This is a genomic window from Nocardia sp. NBC_01730, from assembly GCF_035920445.1.
Taxonomy (GTDB): Bacteria; Actinomycetota; Actinomycetes; order Mycobacteriales; family Mycobacteriaceae; genus Nocardia.
The window spans coordinates 5,336,084-5,358,367 of the sequence record NZ_CP109162.1; the positions used below are offsets into that span (position 1 = coordinate 5,336,084).

Here is a 22,284-nt window from a genome sequence, read left to right on the forward strand (position 1 = left end):
GGAACGAATTGGCCGACTCCGTGGCTCGCGCCGCCGCCGACGGCATCCGGCAGGAACTGGCCGGATTCACCGAAGGAGCAACCGATCCCCCGTACGCACCGGATCGGGAACTGTTCGGCGCCTACACCCACCAGCAGATCTGGGAGCTGGTGCACGAGGCGCTCGACCCGGCCGCGCTCAACCGGACTGCCGACGCATGGCAGGCGAACGCCCGCGCGGTCGCCGAAGCGTTCCAGGCGTTCTCCGACGCAACCAACCGAGAATTCGCGCACTGGTCGGGCCGCGCGGCCGACGCCGCGGTGCGCGCGACAAGGGAATTCGTCCGTGCGGGCACCGAGGCGCACGATGTATGTCGCGCAATAGCGCGCCTTATGGAGTTGAATGGCGATGCCGCGCAAACGGTCCGGGGTGCGATCCCGCCGCAGCAGCGGTATCGGCCGCTGGAGGATCCAGCCGCCGAGGCGGTGTACGGCGGAAAACGTAGGATGGATCACGACAGTGCGGCGGCCGACATCGAGGCGGATGTCCGGGACACGATGACCTACGTCTACGCCCCGACCATGCCCGCCTCCGGCGACCGCGTTCCGCAATTCCCCCGGCCGCAAGGGCCTGCAGGCACCTCGCCCGATCCCGGCTCTGTCCGCGGAGGCGGCGCACGGTGAAATGGGTGCTCACCCCGGACGAGTTCACGCATGTCTGGGCAAACGAAACAAGCCTGGACCGGAGGCCCTATCCGATCAACATGGTCCCGTCGGCCATCGTGCGCACCGCATCGGAATATCGCGCACTACGCCTGCCGCAGCGGTTCGCCCGCCAAGCCGACCCCGACCTGGCCGCCGCGCTGATGGTCTGCGCCCGCACCGACGCGACCACCATCACCATCTCTGGCGAGCGCTCCACCCTCCCGCGCAATGGAGACGACGCCGACCCCGAACGGATCCTCGCCTTCGCCGCGGTGGTGCACAACCACGCCGGCATCCTGGTCGCCACCCCGGACAAGGTGACCGTGCTGATGTGCCATGCGCGCGCCCTCGGCGAACGCCTGGTGCAGATCATCGGGTCAGCCCAGCCGGGCAGGCTCGAACCGATGCGCGAGCCACAGGACGCGGTGCTCGGCCCGGACCACAGGGAATCATTCGCCACCAACGGTCACTGCGGCGCAGTCCGATTCCGCCAGACCCTACGTAAACCAGTCGACGGCCGCGGCTTCATCACCGTCACCGTGGAACCGGACAACCCCATGTCGCCACCGACCCGCCACCGCACCTGGCTGGATATCACCGGGGATGGGCGCTACATGCTGACCACGGCACACGACCTCATCCTCGCCCCGGTCTCCGATGCGGATTTCGCCACTCAGTTGCAACGCTTGGCTTGTATCTGATTGCTCTGCTTGTTTTGCAGCGCCTGCGGCGCTGCGTGTTCGCGGCCCCCTTGTGGCTCGTGGCTCCGAACGACGCTCGTACCCGCTGGGGCGGAAGCGCCGTGAGCGGGGCGGTTGTTCTGGCGCACCGCGGTCGGAATCGGTGGTTAGGTATATCGCATGGCGAAGCGTTGGGCTGTTGCGGCTACCGATGCACTGAAAGCCGACGGGTTGCGGATCGGCGAGCTGGACACGTCAGGGCGGCCGGGGTTCACGGGTGACAAGAAGGCGGGCACCGAGCTGCTCGCGGAGCGCGCCCTGGTGCTGTCGGATCTGCAGGAGAAGCTCTACGCCAACGGCCGCTCCGGAGATAAACGCGGCGTGCTGCTGGTGTTGCAGGGCATGGACACCGCAGGCAAGGGCGGCATCGTCCGGCACGTCATCGGCTCGGTCGACCCGCAGGGCGTCGACCACGCCGCGTTCGGTGTGCCGACGCCGGAGGAGAAGCGCCACCACTTTCTGTGGCGCATCCGCAAGGCGCTCCCGCGTGCCGGCCAGCTCGGGGTGTTCGACCGCTCGCACTACGAGGACGTGCTGGTGGTGCGGGTACACAACCTGGTGCCGCCCACGGTGTGGGAGCCGCGCTACGACGAGATCAACGCCTTCGAGCGCGAACTGGTGGGCGAGGGCATCACGCTGGTGAAGGTCGCGTTGTTCATCTCGCTCGACGAACAGAAGAAGCGGCTTTCCGAGCGCCTGAATCGCCCGGACAAGTACTGGAAGTTCAGCGCGGCCGATATCGACGAGCGCGCGTTCTGGCCCGACTACCAGGAGGCCTACCAGGCGATAGTGGACCGCACGTCCACCGAGCTCGCGCCTTGGTACGTCCTGCCCGCCGACCACAAGTGGTACTCCCGGCTCGCGGTCACCGAACTGCTCATCGACGCATTCGAGCGGCTGCAACTCGATTGGCCCCCAGCGAAATTCGACGTCGAGGAGCAGAAGCGGCGCCTCGCGCAGGCCTGAGTCGCGACGCGCCGCCTCTCGTCAAGGAGACCAAGGGCCGGACTTCCTCTGTGACAAAGCGGATGTAGGCGGCGGGATCGGGGTCGTCGGCGGTGGTTTGGAGGACAACGGTGTCGGCGCCCGCCTCCGCCAGCCGACGGACGGCCGTGGCGACTGCGCGTGCATCACCCGCGACACCGGCGTCGGGGGCGTGGTCGGGGGTGCGTTCGGCGGTAAGGCGGGCCGCGGCGTCCGGGCCGGTGACGGCGAGCAGATTCGCCACCACGTAGTGGCGGTCGGTGCGGCCCGCCGCGGCGCGACCCTCGTCGATCAGCGTGCGCGCGGCGCGGACCATTCCTACCCGGCACGGACGGCCACCGCACGCATTGTTCGACGCGCCCGTGCGCCGCGGACTTCCGGCCCAGCGTGCTCGTTCGCGGGCCGCTACGTCGCACACAGACCTCCTCCCGCTCCTGCCCGCCTTGGCACCGACTGCTCAGGCAGCCACACCGGCCAGCCGAAGCGTGCGGGTCGCGGGAAGCTCCGCGTGGTCGCCCCGCGATCGGCTCGGCTCAGGGCAACTGCTGGATGAAGCGTGAGCCGGGCCGGTGCGGCAGCCAGTTCGCGGCGCCGACCCGTCCGGTGTGCACGAATTCGCCCCAGTATCGGCGGATTCGAACGCCGAGCGCCTCGACCTCCGCGGGGGCGAGTGGTTTCAGCATCTCCGCGTCGCGCCAGGCGATGCCGTCCCCGAACAGCAGCGGCAGTTCGATGCAGTGGCAGGCGCCGTACGGGTTCGCCGGATGCAGCTGCCCGACGCGGTAGCAGAAGACGTCGGCACCGGCGTCGGCCAGCTGATCGGCGAACCGGAACATGCCGTCCTCGAACACCTTTCGACCGATGACCCGCTGTGCGGCGGAGCTGAGCCTTGCCCCGATCATCGGCACCTGCCGCACCGGGGCGAACACCGGGTGCGGTCCCCCGTAGAACGCCCGCGCCTCCTCCGCCGTGCACCCGATCACCACATGGAGACCGGCGGCGGCGCTGCGCACATTCTTCCGCCACGGGTGCTCGTCGGGCAACGGACCCGCGTCGGCGACCGGCAGGAAGGGCGGCGCCGATTTCAGCGCGCCCGGCCCCGCCATCCGACGGACGGTACGACCCTGCGCGGCAAGCAGATCGGGCACCGATGCCGCGAGCGGGTCGGCGTCGAGTTCGGCCAGGAACACCGCACCCACCCGCTCGGCCCGCCGATGGCTCTGGAACCCGACGCCGAACGGTGCGCTCTGCACGATCGCGCGCGCGAACAGCGGCCTGGCCTGCTCGATACCGAGCAGCGCCACCACCGACTGCGCGCCCGCTGATTGCCCCGACAACGTGATCCGCTCGGTGTCCCCGCCGAACGCGCGAATGTTCTCCCGCACCCAGCGCAATGCCGCGATTTGATCCAGTAGACCGAGGTTTCCCGCCGAAACACCCGGCGCCCGAAGGTACCCGAGCGCACCCAGGCGGTAGCTCACCGAGACCACCACGATGCCGGTCTCGCGCACGAGCCGGTCGGCGTCGTACAGATTCCACTGCCCACTACCGGCGAGATAGGCGCCGCCGTGCAGCCACACCAGCACCGGGCAGCTGCCGGGCTCGGCGCGCGCCGGGGTGGTCACAGTCAGCGCCAAACAGTCTTCCGACTGGTCCAGCGGTTCCGCCCGCCCCATCACCCCCTCGAGCCGACCGGGCAATTGCGGCGCGATGGCATGCCGCCGGATCGCCTCGAATACCCCGTCGTGCGGTGCGAGCGGCTCCGGCACACCGAATCGCTCGGCCCGCGCGTAGGCCATGCTGCGGAACACCGCGACGTCGCCTACCACTTCGCCCAGCCAGTGCCCGGAGGGCGCGACCACATCATGCATGCCACTCTCGCCTTCTATCGCAAGTTGACCTGCGATAGAACGCTACGAGTCAGGCCCGCACAACGCAAGAGGGCTTGCGATAATTGCACGCATGATCGAATCCTCGCCGCAGATCCGCGGGGCGCGGCTGCGGAAAGCCGTGCTCGACGCGACGCTCACGCACATCGAGTCCGTCGGCATCGGCAACGTGCGGGTCGCCGACGTCGCCGCGGCCGCCGGTGTCCACGAGACCTCGATCTACCGACGCTGGAAGACCCTGCCCCGACTGCTGCTCGACGCGCTGCTGTCCCGGGTGGGCGAAGAGATCCCCCTGCCCGACACCGGTGCGGTGCGCGGCGACCTGGAGACCTTCATGACCGACCTGATCCGCTTCGCCCAGACGCCATCGGGCTTTGCCCTGATCCGCGGCACGGTGGTCGCCGACACCGACCCGGACGCCGAAACGGCGCGGCGCGAATTCTGGGCGCGGCGGCTGGCGGCGTCCGAGGAGATCGTCCGGCGCGGCATCGCCCGCGGCGAGCTGGCTCCGACCGTTGACCCGCGACTGACCATGCTCGCGCTCGGTGGGCTGGTGCATCTGCACGTCACACAGTTGGGCGGTCCACTGCCCACCGATCTCGCGCACACTGCCGTCGATCTCGTCCTCGCCGGGATCACCCCGCGCTGACCGGCAGCACTGATGGCCGGCATCGCGCCGGTAACCGAAAACGCGGCGGGTCGACCGACATCTTCCGCACCGACCGACACCGACGCGCGTATCCGCGCCAGGCATTTCGGAATCTCTCAGGTTCACCCGCGATGATGTGGACCGTGGCCCGATCACTCGGGGACGTGTTCGGAGGATCTACCATCGTGGCGGCAGGAACCGGCAGGCGAGCGAAAGGCGTGGTGAGCGCACGGTGAGCAAGAACCCGGGTGGGAAGTCGAACCCGCTGCTGGCGGCGGAACGCGCCGACCGCAATCGCAAGATCTTCATCCAGGTGGCCGTCGCCGCCGTGCTCGTCGGGCTCGTCGCGGCGATCGGCATCGGCATCGCCGTGAAGAAGGCCCGCAAGGACGACCCCGGCCCCACACCGTCCATCGCCGCGACCGGGAACATGAATACCGGGGGCACCCCCGGCTCGATCACCGACAACGGCGCCGTCCGGATCGGCAAGCCGGACGCGAAGGTGACCGTTCGCGTCATCGCCGACCTGCAGTGCCCCGCCTGCAAAGCCTTCGAGGCGGCCAACACCCAGGTGCTCGCGGACGCGGTCGACAAAGGCACAGCCAAGGTCGAGTACAACGTGATCGCGTTCCTGGACAAGGCCTCCACCACTCAGTACTCCTCGCGCGCGGCGAACGCCTCCTACTGCGTCGCCGAGTCCGACCCCGCCAAGTACCAGGCATGGCTGGCCGCGATGTTCGCCCAGCAGCCCGCGGAGGGCGGCAGCGGTCTGCCCGACGACAAGCTGATCCAGATCGCCAAGGACACCGGCTACACCGACGACGCGGTCGCCCAGTGCATCACCGAACGCAAGTACGACAAGTACATCCAGGCCCGCACCAAGGACGTGCTGGAAAGCGGCATCCAGTCGACCCCGTCGATCTTCGTCAACGGCAAGCAGATCCAGTCGAGCCAGGAGATCTTCGGCCCCGGCGGCCTCGCGCCCACGATTGCCGCCGCAGCCCAGTGATCACCGCTCGACCACGGGCCGCGTGGATCCTGCTGATCGGCGGACTCGCGGGCTGGCTGGCCGCGGTGGCGCTCACGGTCGAACGGTTCAAGCTGTTCACTGACCCCGGCTACACCCCGTCGTGCAGCATCAACCCGATCCTGTCCTGTGGGTCGGTGATGGTGACCGACCAGGCGGCCGTGTTCGTGTTCCCCAACCCGCTCATCGGCGTCGTCGGTTTCTCCGTCGTGGTCACCCTCGGCGTGCTCGCAGTGGCCGGGGTGGGCTTCCCGCGCTGGATCTGGGGCGGGCTCTGGCTGGGGACCGCGTTCGGCGTCGGCTTCATCTGCTGGCTGATCTTCGAAAGCCTCTATCGGATCAACGCGCTCTGCCCGTACTGCCTGGTGGTGTGGGCGATCATCACGCCGCTGCTCGCCGTAATCACCGACCAGCTGTGGGGGCGTTCACCCGGCCCGCTCGGCGTACTCGTCGAGTGGCGCTGGACCATCGTCGCGCTGTTCTACGCGGTGGTCCTGCTGCTGGTGTTCCTGCGCTTCCAGGACTACTGGCTGTCGCTGGTCTGATCCGGCCGGATCAGTTCGGCGGGCCCACGGTCAGCACCACCGTCACCGTGCGCTGTCCGCGCGGGGCGGTGACGGACAGCCGCACGGTGTCGTTCGGTCTGCGCGTGTTCAGCGCCGCGTGCAGTGATTTCGCGCTGGTGATCACGCGGTCGTCGACCGAGGTGATCACATCGCCCGTGCCCAGTCCCGCCGCATGGGCAGGCATGCCGTAGATCGCGGCGTCCACACGGGCGCCGGTGCCGATGGGCAGTGCGTTCGAGGTGATCACGCCGAGGGTGGCCGTCGGACCGATGTGCACGGTGTCAGTCGCGGTGCCGGAACGGATCTGGCGGACCACTCGCATGGCCGTATCGATCGGCACCGCGTAGCCGGTCGGCGATCGGGCGTCCGGGAGAGCAGACGCACCTGTTGCCGCGGCGATGACCCCGACCACACCCCCCTGCCGGTCGACCAATGCCCCGCCGGACTGGCCCGAGGTGACCGCCGCGGCGACCTCGAGCATGCCGCTGAGCGATTTGCGCGACAGGTCGGCGGAGTTGACCGCCACGATGGCACTGTCCAGGTCGGTGATGTGGCCCTGGACCGCGGTCGGGGTGCCGCCCGCCCCTCCTGCGTTGCCGATCGCTATCACCTCGTCCCGCACACGCAGGTCGGCCGAGCTGCCGATGGTGGCGATCCTCAGTGCCGACGCGGCGGAGAGGCCCAGCAGTGCGATGTCGGCACCGGAGTCGTATCCGAGCACCGTGGCGTCGTAGACCGTTCCGTTGCCGACATCGGTGACAGTCACGTTTTCCGCGCCCTTGATCACGTGGTGGCTGGTGAGCACCTCTCCGTCGGCGGTGAGCACGATGCCGGACCCGGCCGCGTCGAGCCCGGATGTCTTGGTGGACGCGTTGATGTTGACCAGCGCCGACTCCACGGCCGCCTCGACGGACATCGGATCGGGCGGCGCGGGCGGCGCCAGGGTGATCGGGGTCGCGATCTCGGACGGGTGGGACCAGGTACGGGTCGGCAGTTCGCCCCGATACCCGACGAAAGCGGTCACGGCGAGCACGATGGTGACGATCATCACCATTGCGCGTCCGAGACCCGACGGGCGCCGGGTCATGTGCTGCCGTTCCTCGTCCATGGTTCTCCCGCCTCGGCTGAACCGCTGACCAATTCCATTGTGGCCGCAAATCTTCGCCGAAGATCAGGAAACGTAAGGGTAGGTCCGGTCCGCACCGCCCGAAGACGGCCTCCACCGGCCCCGCCGCTGCCCCTTCCGTGTCCGCAGGTTGGCAACCGCACGCATGCGACGGTAGGCATGTATTCATGAGCGAGCGCAGCGAGCGAACAATCAGCACAGCCACCCCGGTGGTCATGGCGGAGCCGAGCGCCAGCAAGGTGGAGGCATGAGAACAGCTGCCGCCTACGCCCTGTCCGCACCCGATGGCTTGTTCGCGAAGGTCACGATCGAGCGCAGGGATCTGGGTCCACACGATGTGCTGATCGACATCAAGTTCGCGGGCATCTGTCACTCCGACATCCACACGGCGCGCGACGAATGGGGCGGAGCCAGATACCCCTGCGTGCCGGGACACGAAATCGCGGGCCTGGTCGCGGCGGTCGGGTCCGCGGTGACCAAACACCAGGTCGGCGACCGCGTCGGCGTCGGGTGCATGGTCGACTCGTGCGGGGTCTGCGCGCCCTGCCTCGCCGACGAGGAGCAGTACTGCACCGCGGGCGCGACGATGACCTACAACACCACGGTCGATTCGGCGGTACAGCCCGGCGGGTACACCCTCGGTGGTTACTCGACGCAGGTCGTGGTGACCGAGAACTTCGTCGTCCAGATCCCGGAGGGCATCGAGCTCGATGTCGCGGCCCCGCTGCTGTGCGCCGGCGTCACGCTGTACTCGCCACTGCGGCACTGGGGCGCCGGGCCGGGCAAAAAGGTCGCCATCATCGGCATGGGCGGGCTCGGACACGTCGGCGTGAAGATGGCGGCAGCGCTGGGCGCCGAGGTCACCGTGCTCAGCCATTCGCTGAGCAAGCAGGACGACGGCAAGCTTTTCGGCGCGAGCGGGTACTACGCGACCAGCGACAAGCAAACCTTCCGCGACCTGCGCGGACGGTTCGACCTCATCCTGAACACCGTCTCGGCGAACCTCCCGCTGGACAACTACCTGCGGCTGCTGAACCTGGACGGCACCCTGGTGATCCTCGGCCTCCCCGAACACCCGTTGACCGTCAAGCCGTTCACCCTCGCCGGATATCGGCGCTCACTGTCGGGCTCGACGATCGGCGGCATCGCGCAGACCCAGGAGATGCTGAACTTCTGCGCCGAGCACGGCATCGGCGCCGAAATCGAACTGATCTCCGCCGACGAGATCGACGGCGCCTACGACCGCGTCGTGGCCAGCGACGTGCGCTACCGGTTCGTCATCGACGCCGCGACCATGTGACCCGCGTCGCGGACCGGCGCGGAAAGGCGGTGTCGGCCGACGAACCGGTCCCGGCATGGGTACCTTGGCCTTGTGTCTGCGGAGGAAAAGGACGAAACGACACAACCCGACGGCGCATCCGCCGACAAGGCGGTGGTTGCCGCCGAGGCGGTCTCGAGTCCACCGCCGTGGTTGCTGCGTGCGTTCCTGCTCGGCGCGGCGACCGTCGCCGGGCTGGTGGCGGGATTCTGGGTGCTCCAGAAATTGCAGGGCCTGCTGACGGTTCTGCTCGTCTCGCTGTTCCTCGCCTTCGCTATCGAGCCGGCGGTGAACTGGCTGGCCCAGCGTGGAATGCGCCGAGGTCCCGCCACCGGATTGGTGTTCCTCGCCGTGACCGCCCTCGTCGTCGCCTTCGGGTGGACACTGGGTAACCTGCTGATCGACCAGGCCACCATGCTGGTGCGAAATGCGCCCGACTATGCCGACCGGGCCGTGGACTGGATAAACCACACGTTCAAGACCGACATGTCCAGTACTGATATCCAGAAGTACGCCACCGACTGGAGCTCTAACCTGGAGGGCTACCTGACCGGGTTGGCAGGCAACGTATGGGGCATCGGCACCGCCGCGATCGGCGCCGTCTTCCAGGGCCTCGGCATCCTGCTGTTCACCTACTATTTCGCCGCCGACGGCCCGCGCTTCCGCCACGCCGTCTGCTCGCTGCTGCCGCCGCGGCGACAGCGACATGTGTTGCGCGCCTGGGACATCGCGGTGGCGAAGACCGGCGGCTACATCTTCTCGCGCGGTCTGCTCGCGCTCATCTCGACGCTCGCGCACTACGCCGCGCTGCGCGTCTTGGACATGCCCTCCGCGTTCGCGCTCGCGCTCTGGGTCGGTGTGGTCTCGCAGCTCATCCCCACGGTCGGCACCTATCTCGCGGGTGCGCTTCCGGTGATCGTCGCGCTGGTACACGGTCCGAGCACCGCGCTGTGGATTCTCGGCTTCATCGTGCTCTATCAGCAGTTCGAAAACTATGTGCTGCAACCGCGCATCACCGCGACCACGCTGGATATGCACCCGGCCGTCACGTTCGGCGCGGTGCTGGCGGGCGCGGCGCTACTCGGCCCGACCGGCGCGCTGCTCGCCATTCCGGTGACCGCGACGGTCCAGGCGTTCTCCAGCGCGTACATCCGCCGCTACGACGTTCATCCGGGCCTCGACATCAATGCGCCGGAACCCAAGCAGCCACGCCGAAAGTGGACCAGAAAGTTGAGTATTCGCTTCTCCGGCAGCGGCAAACCGCCCGCACGGTGAGGCTGCGGGCGAATCACCGCGTGCGAACATAACGTGGCGTCCGGTATGTCGCCACGGCTGGCCATCGGCTCGCCTCCCGGGTAGAACTTCTTCGGAGACGATTCGCACCGCACGGTGCCGAGGCTGGATGGGGACAATGCTGAAGCGGCCGCCGGACCTTGCCTTCGACCTCGGCAAGATGCACCGCAGGCGCAACGACGTGGCGGCCGCGCGCGAGGCGTTCCAAGCCGCTGTCGCGTCCGAGCACCCGAACTGGGCGCCGCTGGCCGCGGTGGAGTTGGGTGACGTACTCAGCGCGGCGGGCGACAAACCGGAGGCTGAGGCGGCCTACCGGGTGGCCGTCGATTCCGGTCATGCCGAGGCGGCGCCGCGCGCGGCGTACAACCTCGCCGTGTTGCTTGCCGAGCGCGGCGATATCGCCGCCGCGGAGGCGGCGTACCAGCTCGCCGCTGAGTCCGGGCATCCGGACGCGGCGCCCCGCGCATGGATCAATCTCGGCTATTCGCTGGCCCTGCGCGGAGATTCCGGTGCGGCGCGAGCGGCCTACGGGCATGCGATCGCCTCCGGCCCCGGCGAGATCGCCCGGCTCGCCCTGTCCAACCTGGCCTACCTGTTGCGCAACGAGGACGACCTGGACGGTGTGAAGATCGCCTACCGCACCGCCATCGATCGGTGGCCCGCTGAGCAGGCCGTCGTGGTGGCGCGCGATCTCGTCCAGCACTTGAGCGAGGCCGGCGATCTGGCCGGAGCCAGGGACGTCAGCCGCCACTTTGTCGACTCGGGCGATCCCGCTGTCTCCGCACGCGCCAGCTTCGGCGTCGGGCTGCTCAGCAACATGCTCGGCGACACCGCCGCGGCGCTGGCCGCCTTCCAGCACGCACTGGATTCGACCGATGCCGAAACCCGAGGACAGGCGGCGGCGGCCATCGCGCCGATCTACTGGGAGCGCGCCGCGACCGTGCTGCGCGAGACCGACTGGGCTGGGCTGGAACACGCCTACGGTTCCGCATCCGACGCGCCCGCATTGCTCGCCGATTTGATCAGCGCCGAAACCGATGATCAGTCGCGCGGCATAGATTTTCTGTATTCCACTGTTCTGCACCAGGGTTCGATCTACTCCGTCACCGCGCCCGCCGCCGTCGTCGTGCTCGGCGCCATGCTGCACGAGCGCACCGACGTGATGCACGCCAGCACATTCCGCTGGCTCACCGGACCGCAGCCGTTGCGGCTCGGCTTACTCAACTGGCTGCATGAGGTGATCGCCACCGCCGCATGGCAGTCCGACGCCGAGGTCGACGCTGATCTCACCCCGGCCGACCGCGCCGCCGCGGCGGCCTGCGTCGCGCTGTTCACCGACTTCCGTGCTGCCGCCGCGGCAGCGCTGGCCTCGGCTGGGCCCGACGCGGTCGCCAAAGCTGCCACCGACGTGCTCGCGACGCTCACCTCGCTGACCGCCCTCAGCGAGTGATCGCGCGCAGCACCGCCTCGACCGACTGCCCGGCGAGTTCATCCGACAGCGGCAGGTGCCCGAACAGCGCGCGGTAATAGATCGGCGCGGCGACCGCGTCCAGCACGAAGTCCAGATCGATCCCCGGATCGACCTCACCCCGCTCGATGGCCGACCGCAGCGCGATCGCGGTGGTCTGCCTGCGCGGGTCGAATACGGTGGCCAGGAAGTGGGCGCGCAGCGGCGCGTCGCCCGCCAAGTCCGCGACCAGTGCGGGCAGCACCCGGTGCAGCGAGGTATCACGCAGCGCGGCAATGAGAGTGCGCATGGCGTGGGTGAGGTCGGCGCGCAGGTCACCGGTGTCAGGGGTCGGTTGCAGGCCGAGCAGGTCGGCGACCACGTCGACCACCAGGTGGCGCTTCGACGGCCACCTGCGGTAGATCGCCGGGCGGTGCAGGCCCGCGCGAGCGGCGACCCGACCGATGGACAGGTCGGCATAGCCGACCTCGTCGAGCACCTCGCGTGCGGCGATCAGCACCGCGGCGTCGATCCGGTCGTCGCGGGTCCGGCCCGCCATCAGAAGACCGGGCGTGGCATCAGCACGACGCGCCAGCCGTCCGGATCAGGAAAGGTCAAGCCGCCGTTGGCTGCCCAGAACGGGTTTTCCGCTGGCACCGGTTCGACACCGAATTCGCCGAGCCGTTGCGCCACGTCGTACATGTGGGTCTCGCCGTCGAAGTAGAAGACCAACAGATTCTCCGCACTCGGCGCATCGCCGGGGCTGCCGTTCTCATGTGTGGTGAATTCCAGGTGATACCCGGCCCCGGGCAGTCCGAGCATCACCCCGTCGTAGCCCGCGTGGTTCTCGAATCGGTAGAGCTCGCGCAGGCCGAGACCCTCGACATAGAAGCGCACCACCTCGTCGAGCCGGTCGGTCGGCCGGGCGATACGGACCTGCGCGACGCGCAGTAAGTCCGGCCAGCTGTCGGTTTCCATACCTGGATAATACGGTACGAACCGAATCGAATTAAGACAGTCGTACTCCACGCAGACCCCGGGCCGCCTTCGATTCTGTCGAACGCGACGGCGGCCTGGGCTTCTTCGCTGGTCAGCGCCGCCTCACTCGGCGGCCTCGACACGCCTGCGGACACGGCGCGCCGCGGCAACCAGATTGCGCAATGACGGCTCGAGCTGCCAGTAGTGGCGCGTCTTCAAGCCACCGTCCGGATTCGCCCACAACCGCTCCGGCGTCACCGCTTCCGCTGCCGCCGTGAGCAATTCGTCGAGCTCGTCGATGTCCGGGATGCGCGCGGAACGACTCTCGTACACGCCGGGGCCGACGCCGTGGCTGAGCCCGTGCCCCGAGCGGAAGTCCTCTCTCAGCGCCCGCAGCACCCACTCGATGGAGCGTGTCGCCACGATCGCCGTGACGTCGGCGTCGAGTTCCTCGATCGCCTCGACGACCTCGGCGCGGCCGGAATAGCCGATATGCGTGTGGATCTGGGTCTCCGCCTGGACACCGGAGGTGGCCAGCCGGAACGCGCCCACCGCCCAGCGCAGGTACTCCGCCCTGCCCTCCGGACGCAATGGCAGCATCTCGCGGATCGCGGGCTCGTCGACCTGAATGATCGAGATACCCGCCTTTTCCAGGTCGACCACCTCGTCCCGAATCACCAGCGCCACCTGGTCGGCGGTCTCGTGCAACGGCTGGTCCTGACGGACGAACGAGCGCGCGATCATGGTGACGGGTCCGGTCACCATGCCCTTGACCGGTTTGTCGGTGAGCGACTGCGCGTAGCCGATCCACTCCACCGACATCGGCGCGGGCCGCGCCACGTCGCCGTAGAGGATCGGCGGCCGCACACACCGGGATCCGTACACCTGCACCCAGCCGAAGTGCGTGGTCGCGAATCCGTCGAGTAGCTCGGCGAAGTACTGGATCATGTCGTTGCGCTCGTGCTCGCCGTGCACGAGCACGTCGAGACCGATGTCCTCCTGCAGCCGGATCGTCGCCTCGATCTCGGCCTCGATTCGCTTGCGGTAGTCCTCGTAGGACAGCCGACCCTCACCGAGTTCATAACGCGCCTGGCGGATGCGACCGGTCTGCGGGAACGACCCGAGCGTGGTCGCGGGCACCGGCGGCAGATTCAGCTTGCGCTGCTGCGCTTCCCTGCGCACCTCGTAGGGCTCGCGCGAACGCATGTCCGGCGTCACCGCGTAGACCCGCTGCCGCACCGCGTGCTTCTGCTTGAAATGCACCTCGGTCGGACGTTTGCGCCACTTGTCCGACGCACCCTCGGTGAGCGCCTTCGCGAGCGAAACAACCTCCCCCACCTTCTGTTTCGCAAAGGCGAGGCGGTCGGCGACATGGCCCTCGATATCGTATTCGGCCAGCAGGTCGTATGGCACATGCAGCAGCGTGGTCCCGGTCGAGACAACCAGGTCCGGGCACACCTGAGCGAGCTCGTTGAGGTATTCCAGCGTCACGTAGCGGTCGGCACGCCACACGTTGCGACCGCTGATCACACCCGCATACAAACGCTTGCGCCGAATGCCAGGCACCTTGGCCAGATCATCCGGACGGATCCGGTAGCTGGCCAGGTCGAGGCCGATCGCCTCGACGCCGGTGCCGGCCAGGATGGTCAATGCCTCGCCGAAATCGCCGTACTGGCCGGTGACCAGGATCCGTGGGCGCAACGGCGCCTTCGAAAGACGGTGGTAGGCGACCTCGAACGCGGCCAGTTCGGCGGGCGTGCGCTCGCTGGTGAACGCGGGTTCGTCCAACTGCACGCAGGTGGAGCCGCGCTTGGCGAGGATCTCGAACAGCTCCTCATATACCGGGAGCAGCTTGTCCAGCAGACTCAGGGTGTCGAAATCCGGCTCACCCGGAATGTGCCCGGCCTTGGACAGCAGCAGCAGCGACACCGGGCCGATGACCACCGGCCGCAGCTCGATGTCGCGCTCCTTCGCGCGGTCGAATTCGTCGAGCAGGGCCTCGGGGTGCAGCGAGAATTCGGTGTCGGCGTCCAGTTCCGGCTGGCGGTAGTGGTAGTTGGTGCCGAAGAAACGGACCAGCTCCAGCGGCGGCAGGTCGGGCCGGCCACGCGCCATCAGGAAGTAGAAGTCCAGCGGGTCCAACCCGTCCCGGTACGGCTCGAACCGCTTGGGGACCGCACCGAACAACAGCGCGTTGTCCAGCACGTGGTCGTAGAGCGAAAAGGTATTGCCAGGAACCTGAGTCAGCCCGGTGGCGGCCAGCTCGCTGAACTGCTGCTCCTGGATATCGCGGCCGACCGCGAGCAGTTCGTCGCGCCCGATCGCACCGCGCCAGTAGGCCTCCAGTGCCCGCTTGAGCTCCCGGTGCGGTCCGATCCTGGGATAGCCCAGGACGCTCGACCCATAGCCGTCAGTCACGTTCACCATGAGCGGGTACTCCTGTGTTTGTTTGGCAACGCTGTGTTCGATTTTCAGCGCCTGCGGCGCTGTGTGTTCACGGCCACTCGACGGATTGCTTTCGAGCGGGTGAGACTGGCAACTGTGTTGGTTTTTGCCGCGCCTGCGACGCGCGTGTTCACGGACCCTGTACGGCTCGCGTACGAGCGAGCGAGGTTCGCCCCTTCGCCTCACCCACTCGGACACGAACCGGATCGCGAACGGTGCTCGTAAGACTCGCACCCGAAGGGGCCGGGAGGGTGCGGATCAGGCGGTAGGTGTCCGGGGTTCGCCGAACACCTACCCGTTGTAGCGGACGCCTACCGGTTGTACTGATAGAAGCCAGCTCCTGTCTTTTTACCCAGTAGTCCCGCCTCCACCATGCGCATGAGCAGGGGCGGAGCCGAGTACAGCGGCTCTTTGAACTCCGAGTACATCGAGTCGGCGATGGACTTCACGGTGTCGAGGCCGACCAGGTCGGTCAGCGCCAGCGGACCCATCGGGTGGGCGCAGCCGAGCACCATCGCCTTGTCGACGTCCTCCTTGGTGGCGAAGCCGGACTCGACCATGCGGATGGCCGAGAGCAGGTACGGCACCAGCAGGGCGTTGACCACGAAACCGGAGCGATCGGCGGAGCGCACGACCTGCTTGTCGAGTACGTCGCCCGCGAAGGCCTCGGCCCGCGCGGCGACCGACTCGCTGGTTTTGAGCGTGGTGACCAGCTCGACCAGCGGCAGCACCGGGACTGGATTGAAGAAGTGCATGCCGACCACACGCTCGGGGTTCGCCGTGGCGACCGCGATCTTCATGATCGGGATGGAGGATGTGTTGGAGGCAAGCACGGCGGACGGGTCGGTGACGACCTTGTCCAGCTCGGCGAAGATGCTGGTCTTCACCTTCTCGTCCTCGAGTACCGCCTCGACCACCAGCTGGCGGTCGGCGAAGTCGCCGATGTCGGAGGTGAAGCGCAGGCGCCACGCGGCCTGTTCGCGCTCGCGCTCGGTGATCTTGCCGCTGCTCACGCCACGGTCGAGCGACCGGAGGATGCGGGCGCGGCCCGCGGCAGCCAGTTCCCGGGTCTGCTCGTACACCAGCACGTCGATGTGCGCTCTGGCACACACCTCCGCGATTCCGGCGCCCATCTGGCCGGCGCCGATAACACCGACGCGTTGGATCTTTTCGCTGCTCACGTCCCGCTCCTGCTGGTTTGTCTGGCTGTCGGGTGGCTTTGTGGCGAAGGTGCCGCTCGGGTGTGAGCGAAGCCTTCGATGGTCCAAGGTATAGGGATGCCCTCCCCGCCGGGGCTGTTCAGCGGGGAGGGCGGACACCCCTACCGGAGTACAGGATTGTCGGTATTCACGTCAGGAACCTCACTTCCCTGGGCGAGCCCCAGCCGAGCCCCAAATCGTTAGGTCACTGCGTACGCAACCACAACGCGCGAGGCCATCGAGCGCCGTTCGCGGCCCGTCTCGCGTCCGAGTGACCGTTGCGCATGCGCCGCAGGCGCGAGCAGCGGTCGCTCGGACGCGAGACGGGCCGCGAACACGCCGCGCGGAGGCGCGGCCATTCGACTCAGAACTGCCCTTCTTCGGTGGAGCCCTTCAGCGCCGCCGTCGAGGTGTTCGGGTCGACCGTGGTCGCGATCAGGTCGAAGTAGCCTGCGCCGACCTCACGCTGGTGCTTGGTGGCGGTGTACCCGCGCTCCTCGGCGGCGAATTCGCGTTCCTGCAGGTCGACGTAGGCGGTCATGCCTTCGCGGGCGTAGCCGTAGGCCAGGTCGAACATGCCGTAGTTGAGCGAGTGGAAGCCGGCCAGCGTGATGAACTGGAATTTGAAGCCCATCGCGCCGAGCTCCTTCTGGAACTTCGCGATGGTCGCGTCGTCCAGGTGCGCCTTCCAGTTGAAGGACGGGGAGCAGTTGTAGGCGAGCAGCTGGTCCGGGAACTCGCTGCGCACGGCCTCGGAGAACTGCTTGGCCAGCTCGAGGTCGGGCTTGCCGGTCTCCATCCAGATCAGGTCGGCGTAGGGGGCGTAGGCCTTGGCACGCGCGATGCAGGGCTCGATGCCGTTCCGCACGCCGTAGAAGCCTTCGGAGGTGCGGGTGCCGTCCAGGAACGGCCGGTCGCGCTCGTCCACGTCCGAGGTGATCAAGGTGGCGGCCTCGGCGTCGGTGCGGGCGATGATCACCGAGGGGACGTCGGCGACGTCGGACGCCAAACGCGCGGAGGTCAGGGTGCGGATGTGCTGCTGGGTCGGGATGAGGACCTTGCCGCCCAGGTGGCCGCACTTCTTCTCGGAGGCGAGCTGGTCTTCCCAGTGCACGCCGGCGGCACCGGCCTGGATCATGGCCTTCTGCAGCTCGTAGGCGTTCAGCGCGCCACCGAAGCCGGCTTCGGCGTCTGCGACGATCGGGGCGAGCCAGTTGGAGACGGAGGTGTCGCTCTCGACTTTGGCGATCTCGTCGGCGCGCAACAGCGCGTTGTTGATGCGGCGGACCACGGCGGGCACCGAGTTGGCCGGGTAGAGGCTCTGGTCCGGGTAGGTGTGGCCGGACAGGTTCGCGTCACCGGCGACCTGCCAACCCGACAGGTAGATGGCCTTCAGGCCGGCGCGGACCTGCTGGACCGCCATGTTGCCGGTGAGGGCGCCGAGCGAGTTGATGTAGTCCTCGTTGTTGACGAGATCCCAGAGGATCTCCGAACCGCGCCGCGCGAGGGTGGACTCCTCGACGACGGTGCCCTGGAGCTTCGACACCTGCTCCGCGGTGTAGTTCCGGGTGACGCCCTTCCAGCGGGGGTTGGTGTCCCAATCCTTCTGGATTTCCGCAGCGGTCTTCGGGGTGCCGGTGGTCGACATCTCTGACTCCACTTCCTCGTTCGTTCGATGCCGCAGGGGTCGAGCGTTGAGACAACTCAGACTGCTGGAGCGGCAATTTGCAGGCTTGCTAGGCCTATCGGATGTACTTCCACACGATTGCACAACGAGAAATGGCCGTCTACCTGTTGCTACTGCGAATCTCAGCTAGGTTTCGAGCAACGTTTGCCAACTCTGCAAAATTTGCCACCGGATTGCAAGCGCGTAACCTACCGGCCAGTAGCTCTGACATGCGGTTTTAGCGTAACGCTCGTACTGTTAGTGATCGACCGCCGGTCCGCCCGCGGCGCACCCGGCAATTCCCTCCTGTGAGCACATTCACAAGTCCGCTGTGTCCCGCGCCACCCGAAGGCTGGGGACCGGATCGCCGATTTCCGAACCCCCACACTGGCCCATGCCGAGCAGGAGCGAGAACATCCCACCTACCGGTAGGCAACCCGCACGCGCGCGAGCGGTGAGCTTTGGACGCGTGCGGATCTGTAGCACCACCCTTGGATGCTCTCGGTCGCGCGGGCGGGGTAAGGGTGGGACGAGTGGACGGCCGCCACCACCTCCTGCCCAGCCCGACCTGACAGATCGCTTCCGAAGTGGTTGGGCGGTGATTCAATACGGTGCGCTATCCGCTAGGGCGTGAACTCCGCTGGACCCGGACCATTTCCCGGCCGATCCGCGCACCTGGGAGCAGAACACTCCCGTTGGCTGCCGCCGGTCAGTGTCGGTGGTCGGTGTGATAGGCCTCGTCGGAGGTCGGGAGTCCGATGCTGTCGGCGAAGTGGAGGAACTGGGGGTGGCGGCAGTTGTCCCAGTAGTCGGCGGCATGCGCCTCCCATTGGAGGCCGAAGTACTCTGCCCACTCGGGTTGAGCTTGGTGGACCAATCGTCCGCGCCAGCGGAACTGGATGCGGACCACGTCGGGGTCCTCGCCGCAGGCGGCGGTTTGCAACCAGGGCGGGTCGATCGCGGTCAACAGGTCGCTTTGGTAACAAGGTGTGGTGGGTGTGATCAGGTCGAACGGGCCTGGTGGCCGGTGCGGCGTGGTAACCGTGGCGCTGTGGCCGCCCTCAGCGCCGCGCTCGTTGGAGGCCAGGTAGCCGCCGGTGATCGAGGCGATCCAGGTATGTCGGTCGTGCGGACGCCACAGCCCGTCCGGGCCGCAGCGGGGTGGCTGCTCGCCTGCGGTCGTTATCCGAACCTCGTCGAACCCGTAGCGGCACTCCCCGTCGTCTTCGGTTTCGAGGTCGAGTCGCACGATCCGATCCGGATCGCCATTGCCGGGATTGACTCTCTCCCAGGTGGCGAGATAGCGGGCGGGGTCGAAGTAGTGGTCTATGAATTCGATCAGTCCGACTCCGTTGCCGTGTTGCACGTCGAGGTAGCGGCCCTCCGATCCGATCCTGACATGCACCGGAACGTGGTACGAGCCGCGCCGACCGATTCTCAGGCCGTCGGCATTGATCATGTAGTCGATCATCCGGTCCGCTTCGTTCCGGTCGATCCGGTGATCGGGCTGCGCATAGACCCGCGCGAAGTACGTCAAAATGTTCGCCACGCCCATAGTTTGGCGTTGACACCTGCCCCGAAGCCACGGCATTTACGCGGCAGACGCCGCGCACCCGTGATCGAACCCCTGAGCCCCGACGACCGGGCGAGAAGGCAGCCGGCACCACGATGAACCTTCTCCCGCTTCGAGGCCGGTACTACGACTTTGCCGGACCCCGGGCCCAACCCTGAGCAGTGTCAGGCCGCGGGCGCGCGATCCGCAGTGGCTGACTCGGTGCTCGTAGATCTCATGCTTCGGCTTGGATCATGTTGCAGCCGAACTTGATTCGCTAATGTCTCGGATCCGGGACCGATCCGCCCGGAGCCAGCCGAGCTCCCGGGCGCGGAGTACGTATTGGACCTGGAACGCAAGACTGCTGAACGCTGTCGGTGTGTGCCGGTGAGGTGTCCCCGGACGGGATGCAGCGGCTGCTACGCAAAGCGGACCGGGATGTCGATCGCGTGCGTGACGATGTGCGCGCTTACGTGCTCGAGCAGCTAGGTGCTTCCGACGGCGTGCCGATCGGTGACGAGACCGTATTCCTGGTGAAGGACGTGAAAGGCGTTGGGGCGCAACGACAGCACTCTGGCGCCGTCGGCGGATCGAGAATCCGCGGATCGGGGTCCGCCTGGGGTATGCGTCGCAGCGCGGCCCCGCCGACGAACCACGCCGTACCGCGGCCGACGCGGCCGCAAAACCCGATCCGAACCAAATCAGGCAAGCACATCAACGGCACGAAAGATCCAGGTTAGGCTCACGGCCCTTGTTGTTCGACCGCTTGGAGTTTCGCCGATGACGATGCCCCCGTCTCCAGCGCACAGCCGACCCGGCCGCACGCCACACGGCTCGCCGATCGACACCGACGGCCCGCGAATTCCGCTGCACTCACCGGAATTCTCTTCGGATCCGCACGGCACCTATCGCAAGATGCGTGAACGGTACGGGTCGTTGGTGCCGGTGGAGTTGGCGCCTGGTGTGCCGGCCACCTTGGTGATCGGGTATTACGCCGCGGTTCGGATCCTCAACGACCCGGACCATTTTCCGGCCGATCCGCGCACCTGGGAGCAGGACATTCCCGCCGAATGCCCGTTGTTACCGATGATGCAGTGGCGGCCGAACGCGCTGCGTAACTCGGGCGCCGAGCATGTCCGTTATCGGCAAGCCAATATCACGGGTCTCGACGGTGTCGATCAGTACGGCCTACATGACATCGTGGCGCAGATCGCGATCCCGCTGATCAACTCGTTCTGCGCGGACGGGTCCGCGGATCTGGTTCGCCAGTATGCGCTTCCGCTGGCCTTCAGAGTGCTGAACGCCATGCTTGGTTGTCCCGCCGAGCTCGCACAGCAGGCCGCAACCAGTTTGAGGGCTATTGTCGAGGGCGGCGCGGGCGCGGAGGACGGGAACAAGACCCTCGCCGACGCGCTGACGAAGTTGATCCTGCTCAAGCGAGCCGAACCCGGCGACGACGTGACGACGCGGATAATGCAGCACCCGGCCGAGCTGAGCAATACGGAAATGGTGTATCAGCTGAGCACACTGTACGGCGCGGGCATCGAACCGCAGCAGAATCTGATCGTCAACACCCTGCTGCTGATCCTGACCGACGAGCGATTCGGCGGCAGTGTGCTCGGTGGGAGCCTGTCGACCCGGGATGCTCTCGACGAGGTGCTGTTCAACGATCCGCCGATGGCGAACTTCTGTATCAGCTTCCCGAAGCAGCCGATCCTGATCGACGACTTCTGGCTGCCCGCCCACCAACCTGTCCTGATCAGCATGACCGCCTGCAATACCGACCCAGCGATCGGCTCGGACCAGTACGCGGGGAATCGCGCCCATCTGGCTTTCGGTGGAGGGCCACACAGGTGCCCCGCCAGTTCGCTGGCTTACCTGATCGCCCAGGACGCCATCGACCAGCTGCTCGACGCGTTGCCCGAGATGCGTCTGGCACTACCACCTGGTGAGCTGACCTGGCGGCCTGGCCCGTTCCACCGAGCAATGACGTCCCTGCCCGTCGTCTTCCCGGAATCGCCGCCGCTGCCTCTGGCGTGAACGCGCCACGGTCGACGGCCACCAGGAGAACCGGACTTCCCACCGACTGCAATCGACCGTTTCGTCGATCAGCATTGAATCAGGAATTCTCCCAATGACTTTCAGTTCGCAGGCACAGTCGCAGCCACACCGGCAGCCGCAGGTGCGGGTGCCGGAGGAAGCGGGCGAATACAGGATAGGTCTGGCAGCAGTAACGGACGGCTTCCTGGTGCTATTCGTCGGATCGGCACCCTGCTTGTCCGGGGAAGTATCGCCAAGCTCCTCTAGCATCGATCGGTACTCGTCGTGACCAGCGACATCCTCGAGCACCCGGACAGCACGGTGGGTGAAATCGCCGCGCGCACCGGTCTTCCGCAGAGTGCGGTGTCCACGGCGGTGGCCCGGCTGAAGGAGGCAGGGGCGATCATCACGACGGTCGACCCGCGCGACCGGCGGCGCTCACTCGTGCGCAGGGCCGAGCACGCTTCGCGGCGCGTAGCCCAGGTGCGGGCGACACCGGTGGATGACGCGGTGGCGGCGGCACTGGCCGACACCAACCCGGCTGCCGTGCGCGAGGTGCTCGACGCGCTCGGCACGTTGACTCGCCACCTGCGTCCGCGTGAACCGCGGGTCACCGATCGAAACTCCCCCCGCAGCAATCGAACTCCGCGCGTCGCGCGCTGATCCAACGGCTCTCACCGCC

At 67.4% G+C, this 22,284-nt stretch carries 19 protein-coding genes and 1 pseudogene; 12 read left to right on the forward strand and 8 right to left on the reverse strand.

Annotation, left to right across the window (positions count from 1 at the left end; all coding sequences use genetic code 11):
• The first annotated feature begins 8 nt into the window (after positions 1-8).
• From OHB12_RS22020 to OHB12_RS22030, 3 genes are all read left to right on the forward strand, one after another.
• On the forward strand, positions 9-662 hold the full coding sequence (locus OHB12_RS22020) for a hypothetical protein (protein WP_327110466.1): 654 nt from the start codon (positions 9-11) through the stop codon (positions 660-662).
• Complete coding sequence (locus OHB12_RS22025) at positions 659-1,384, forward strand: ESX secretion-associated protein EspG (protein ID WP_327110467.1); 726 nt, start codon at positions 659-661, stop codon at positions 1,382-1,384. Before OHB12_RS22020 ends, OHB12_RS22025 begins: the two co-directional genes overlap by 4 nt.
• A gap of 159 nt (positions 1,385-1,543) precedes the next feature.
• Positions 1,544-2,389 carry a polyphosphate kinase 2 family protein gene (locus tag OHB12_RS22030; RefSeq protein ID WP_327110468.1) on the forward strand — a complete coding sequence of 282 codons (846 nt, stop codon included), beginning with the start codon at positions 1,544-1,546 and terminating at the stop codon, positions 2,387-2,389.
• Positions 2,390-2,940: 551 nt separating this feature from the next.
• Here the strand turns inward: OHB12_RS22030 and OHB12_RS22035 are convergent.
• Entirely contained in the window at positions 2,941-4,278 is a 1,338-nt protein-coding gene (locus tag OHB12_RS22035; protein ID WP_327110469.1) for a carboxylesterase family protein, read from the reverse strand.
• Positions 4,279-4,369: 91 nt separating this feature from the next.
• Here OHB12_RS22035 and OHB12_RS22040 point away from each other — a divergent pair, with 91 nt between their 5' ends.
• The 3 genes from OHB12_RS22040 (at position 4,370) to OHB12_RS22050 (ending at position 6,517) form a co-directional block, all read left to right on the forward strand.
• Entirely contained in the window at positions 4,370-4,945 is a 576-nt protein-coding gene (locus OHB12_RS22040) for a TetR-like C-terminal domain-containing protein (protein WP_327110470.1), read from the forward strand.
• A 232-nt stretch (positions 4,946-5,177) separates the two neighbouring features.
• The gene (locus OHB12_RS22045; protein WP_327110471.1) at positions 5,178-5,954 is read left to right on the forward strand and encodes a DsbA family protein; all 777 of its coding nucleotides are present in this window, start codon (positions 5,178-5,180) and stop codon (positions 5,952-5,954) included.
• Positions 5,951-6,517, forward strand: coding sequence for a vitamin K epoxide reductase family protein (locus OHB12_RS22050; RefSeq protein ID WP_327110472.1), 567 nt, complete (start codon positions 5,951-5,953; stop codon positions 6,515-6,517). Before OHB12_RS22045 ends, OHB12_RS22050 begins: the two co-directional genes overlap by 4 nt.
• 10 nt (positions 6,518-6,527) lie before the next feature.
• Here OHB12_RS22050 and OHB12_RS22055 read toward each other — a convergent pair whose 3' ends face one another.
• A complete protein-coding gene (locus OHB12_RS22055; protein ID WP_327110473.1) occupies positions 6,528-7,646 on the reverse strand; it encodes a S1C family serine protease in 1,119 nt (372 codons plus the stop codon).
• Positions 7,647-7,911: 265 nt separating this feature from the next.
• On the opposite strand from OHB12_RS22055, the gene OHB12_RS22060 reads away from it, so the two are divergent.
• The 3 genes from OHB12_RS22060 to OHB12_RS22070 all read left to right on the forward strand — a co-directional run bounded on the left by OHB12_RS22060 (position 7,912) and on the right by OHB12_RS22070 (position 11,725).
• A complete protein-coding gene (locus OHB12_RS22060) occupies positions 7,912-8,964 on the forward strand; it encodes an NAD(P)-dependent alcohol dehydrogenase (RefSeq protein ID WP_327110474.1) in 1,053 nt (350 codons plus the stop codon).
• A gap of 72 nt (positions 8,965-9,036) precedes the next feature.
• Positions 9,037-10,257: an AI-2E family transporter gene (locus OHB12_RS22065; protein ID WP_327110475.1), complete on the forward strand. Its 1,221-nt coding sequence runs from the start codon at positions 9,037-9,039 to the stop codon at positions 10,255-10,257.
• A 136-nt stretch (positions 10,258-10,393) separates the two neighbouring features.
• A complete protein-coding gene (locus tag OHB12_RS22070; protein ID WP_327110476.1) occupies positions 10,394-11,725 on the forward strand; it encodes a tetratricopeptide repeat protein in 1,332 nt (443 codons plus the stop codon).
• On the opposite strand, the gene OHB12_RS22075 is transcribed toward OHB12_RS22070, so the two are convergent.
• From OHB12_RS22075 to OHB12_RS22100, 6 genes are all read right to left on the reverse strand, one after another.
• Entirely contained in the window at positions 11,715-12,281 is a 567-nt protein-coding gene (locus OHB12_RS22075; RefSeq protein ID WP_327110477.1) for a TetR/AcrR family transcriptional regulator, read from the reverse strand. The two genes, OHB12_RS22070 and OHB12_RS22075, sit on opposite strands and share 11 nt — an antisense overlap.
• A complete protein-coding gene (locus tag OHB12_RS22080) occupies positions 12,281-12,700 on the reverse strand; it encodes a VOC family protein (protein ID WP_327110478.1) in 420 nt (139 codons plus the stop codon). Before OHB12_RS22080 ends, OHB12_RS22075 begins: the two co-directional genes overlap by 1 nt.
• 123 nt (positions 12,701-12,823) lie before the next feature.
• Complete coding sequence (gene metE, locus OHB12_RS22085; protein ID WP_327110479.1) at positions 12,824-15,127, reverse strand: 5-methyltetrahydropteroyltriglutamate--homocysteine S-methyltransferase; 2,304 nt, start codon at positions 15,125-15,127, stop codon at positions 12,824-12,826.
• Between the two features lie 329 nt (positions 15,128-15,456).
• Complete coding sequence (locus OHB12_RS22090) at positions 15,457-16,326, reverse strand: 3-hydroxybutyryl-CoA dehydrogenase (RefSeq protein ID WP_327110480.1); 870 nt, start codon at positions 16,324-16,326, stop codon at positions 15,457-15,459.
• A 382-nt stretch (positions 16,327-16,708) separates the two neighbouring features.
• Positions 16,709-17,992 carry an isocitrate lyase gene (gene aceA / locus OHB12_RS22095; RefSeq protein ID WP_327110481.1) on the reverse strand — a complete coding sequence of 428 codons (1,284 nt, stop codon included), beginning with the start codon at positions 17,990-17,992 and terminating at the stop codon, positions 16,709-16,711.
• Positions 17,993-18,719: 727 nt separating this feature from the next.
• Positions 18,720-19,559: a hypothetical protein gene (locus OHB12_RS22100; protein WP_327110482.1), complete on the reverse strand. Its 840-nt coding sequence runs from the start codon at positions 19,557-19,559 to the stop codon at positions 18,720-18,722.
• 283 nt (positions 19,560-19,842) lie between these two features.
• Between OHB12_RS22100 and OHB12_RS36415 the strand changes: the two are divergent.
• The 3 genes and pseudogenes from OHB12_RS36415 to OHB12_RS22110 form a co-directional block, all read left to right on the forward strand.
• Positions 19,843-20,208 (forward strand): annotated as a pseudogene (locus OHB12_RS36415) (transposase); the annotation flags it as partial.
• 134 nt (positions 20,209-20,342) lie between these two features.
• Positions 20,343-21,602 carry a cytochrome P450 gene (locus tag OHB12_RS22105; RefSeq protein ID WP_327110483.1) on the forward strand — a complete coding sequence of 420 codons (1,260 nt, stop codon included), beginning with the start codon at positions 20,343-20,345 and terminating at the stop codon, positions 21,600-21,602.
• A gap of 285 nt (positions 21,603-21,887) precedes the next feature.
• On the forward strand, positions 21,888-22,265 hold the full coding sequence (locus OHB12_RS22110; protein WP_327110484.1) for a MarR family transcriptional regulator: 378 nt from the start codon (positions 21,888-21,890) through the stop codon (positions 22,263-22,265).
• Positions 22,266-22,284 lie beyond the last annotated feature (19 nt).

What these genes read in the sequence shown, in the direction of transcription:
- OHB12_RS22030 (WP_327110468.1), top strand. Translation starts at nt 1,544, where the DNA reads ATGGCGAAGCGTTGGGCTGTTGCGGCTACCGATGCACTGAAAGCCGAC.
- OHB12_RS22035 (WP_327110469.1), bottom strand. Translation starts at nt 4,278, where the DNA reads ATGCATGATGTGGTCGCGCCCTCCGGGCACTGGCTGGGCGAAGTGGTA.
- OHB12_RS22040 (WP_327110470.1), top strand. Translation starts at nt 4,370, where the DNA reads ATGATCGAATCCTCGCCGCAGATCCGCGGGGCGCGGCTGCGGAAAGCC.
- OHB12_RS22055 (WP_327110473.1), bottom strand. Translation starts at nt 7,646, where the DNA reads ATGGACGAGGAACGGCAGCACATGACCCGGCGCCCGTCGGGTCTCGGA.
- OHB12_RS22060 (WP_327110474.1), top strand. Translation starts at nt 7,912, where the DNA reads ATGAGAACAGCTGCCGCCTACGCCCTGTCCGCACCCGATGGCTTGTTC.
- OHB12_RS22070 (WP_327110476.1), top strand. Translation starts at nt 10,394, where the DNA reads ATGCTGAAGCGGCCGCCGGACCTTGCCTTCGACCTCGGCAAGATGCAC.
- OHB12_RS22075 (WP_327110477.1), bottom strand. Translation starts at nt 12,281, where the DNA reads ATGGCGGGCCGGACCCGCGACGACCGGATCGACGCCGCGGTGCTGATC.
- OHB12_RS22080 (WP_327110478.1), bottom strand. Translation starts at nt 12,700, where the DNA reads ATGGAAACCGACAGCTGGCCGGACTTACTGCGCGTCGCGCAGGTCCGT.
- metE (WP_327110479.1), bottom strand. Translation starts at nt 15,127, where the DNA reads ATGGTGAACGTGACTGACGGCTATGGGTCGAGCGTCCTGGGCTATCCC.
- aceA (WP_327110481.1), bottom strand. Translation starts at nt 17,992, where the DNA reads ATGTCGACCACCGGCACCCCGAAGACCGCTGCGGAAATCCAGAAGGAT.
- OHB12_RS22105 (WP_327110483.1), top strand. Translation starts at nt 20,343, where the DNA reads ATGACGATGCCCCCGTCTCCAGCGCACAGCCGACCCGGCCGCACGCCA.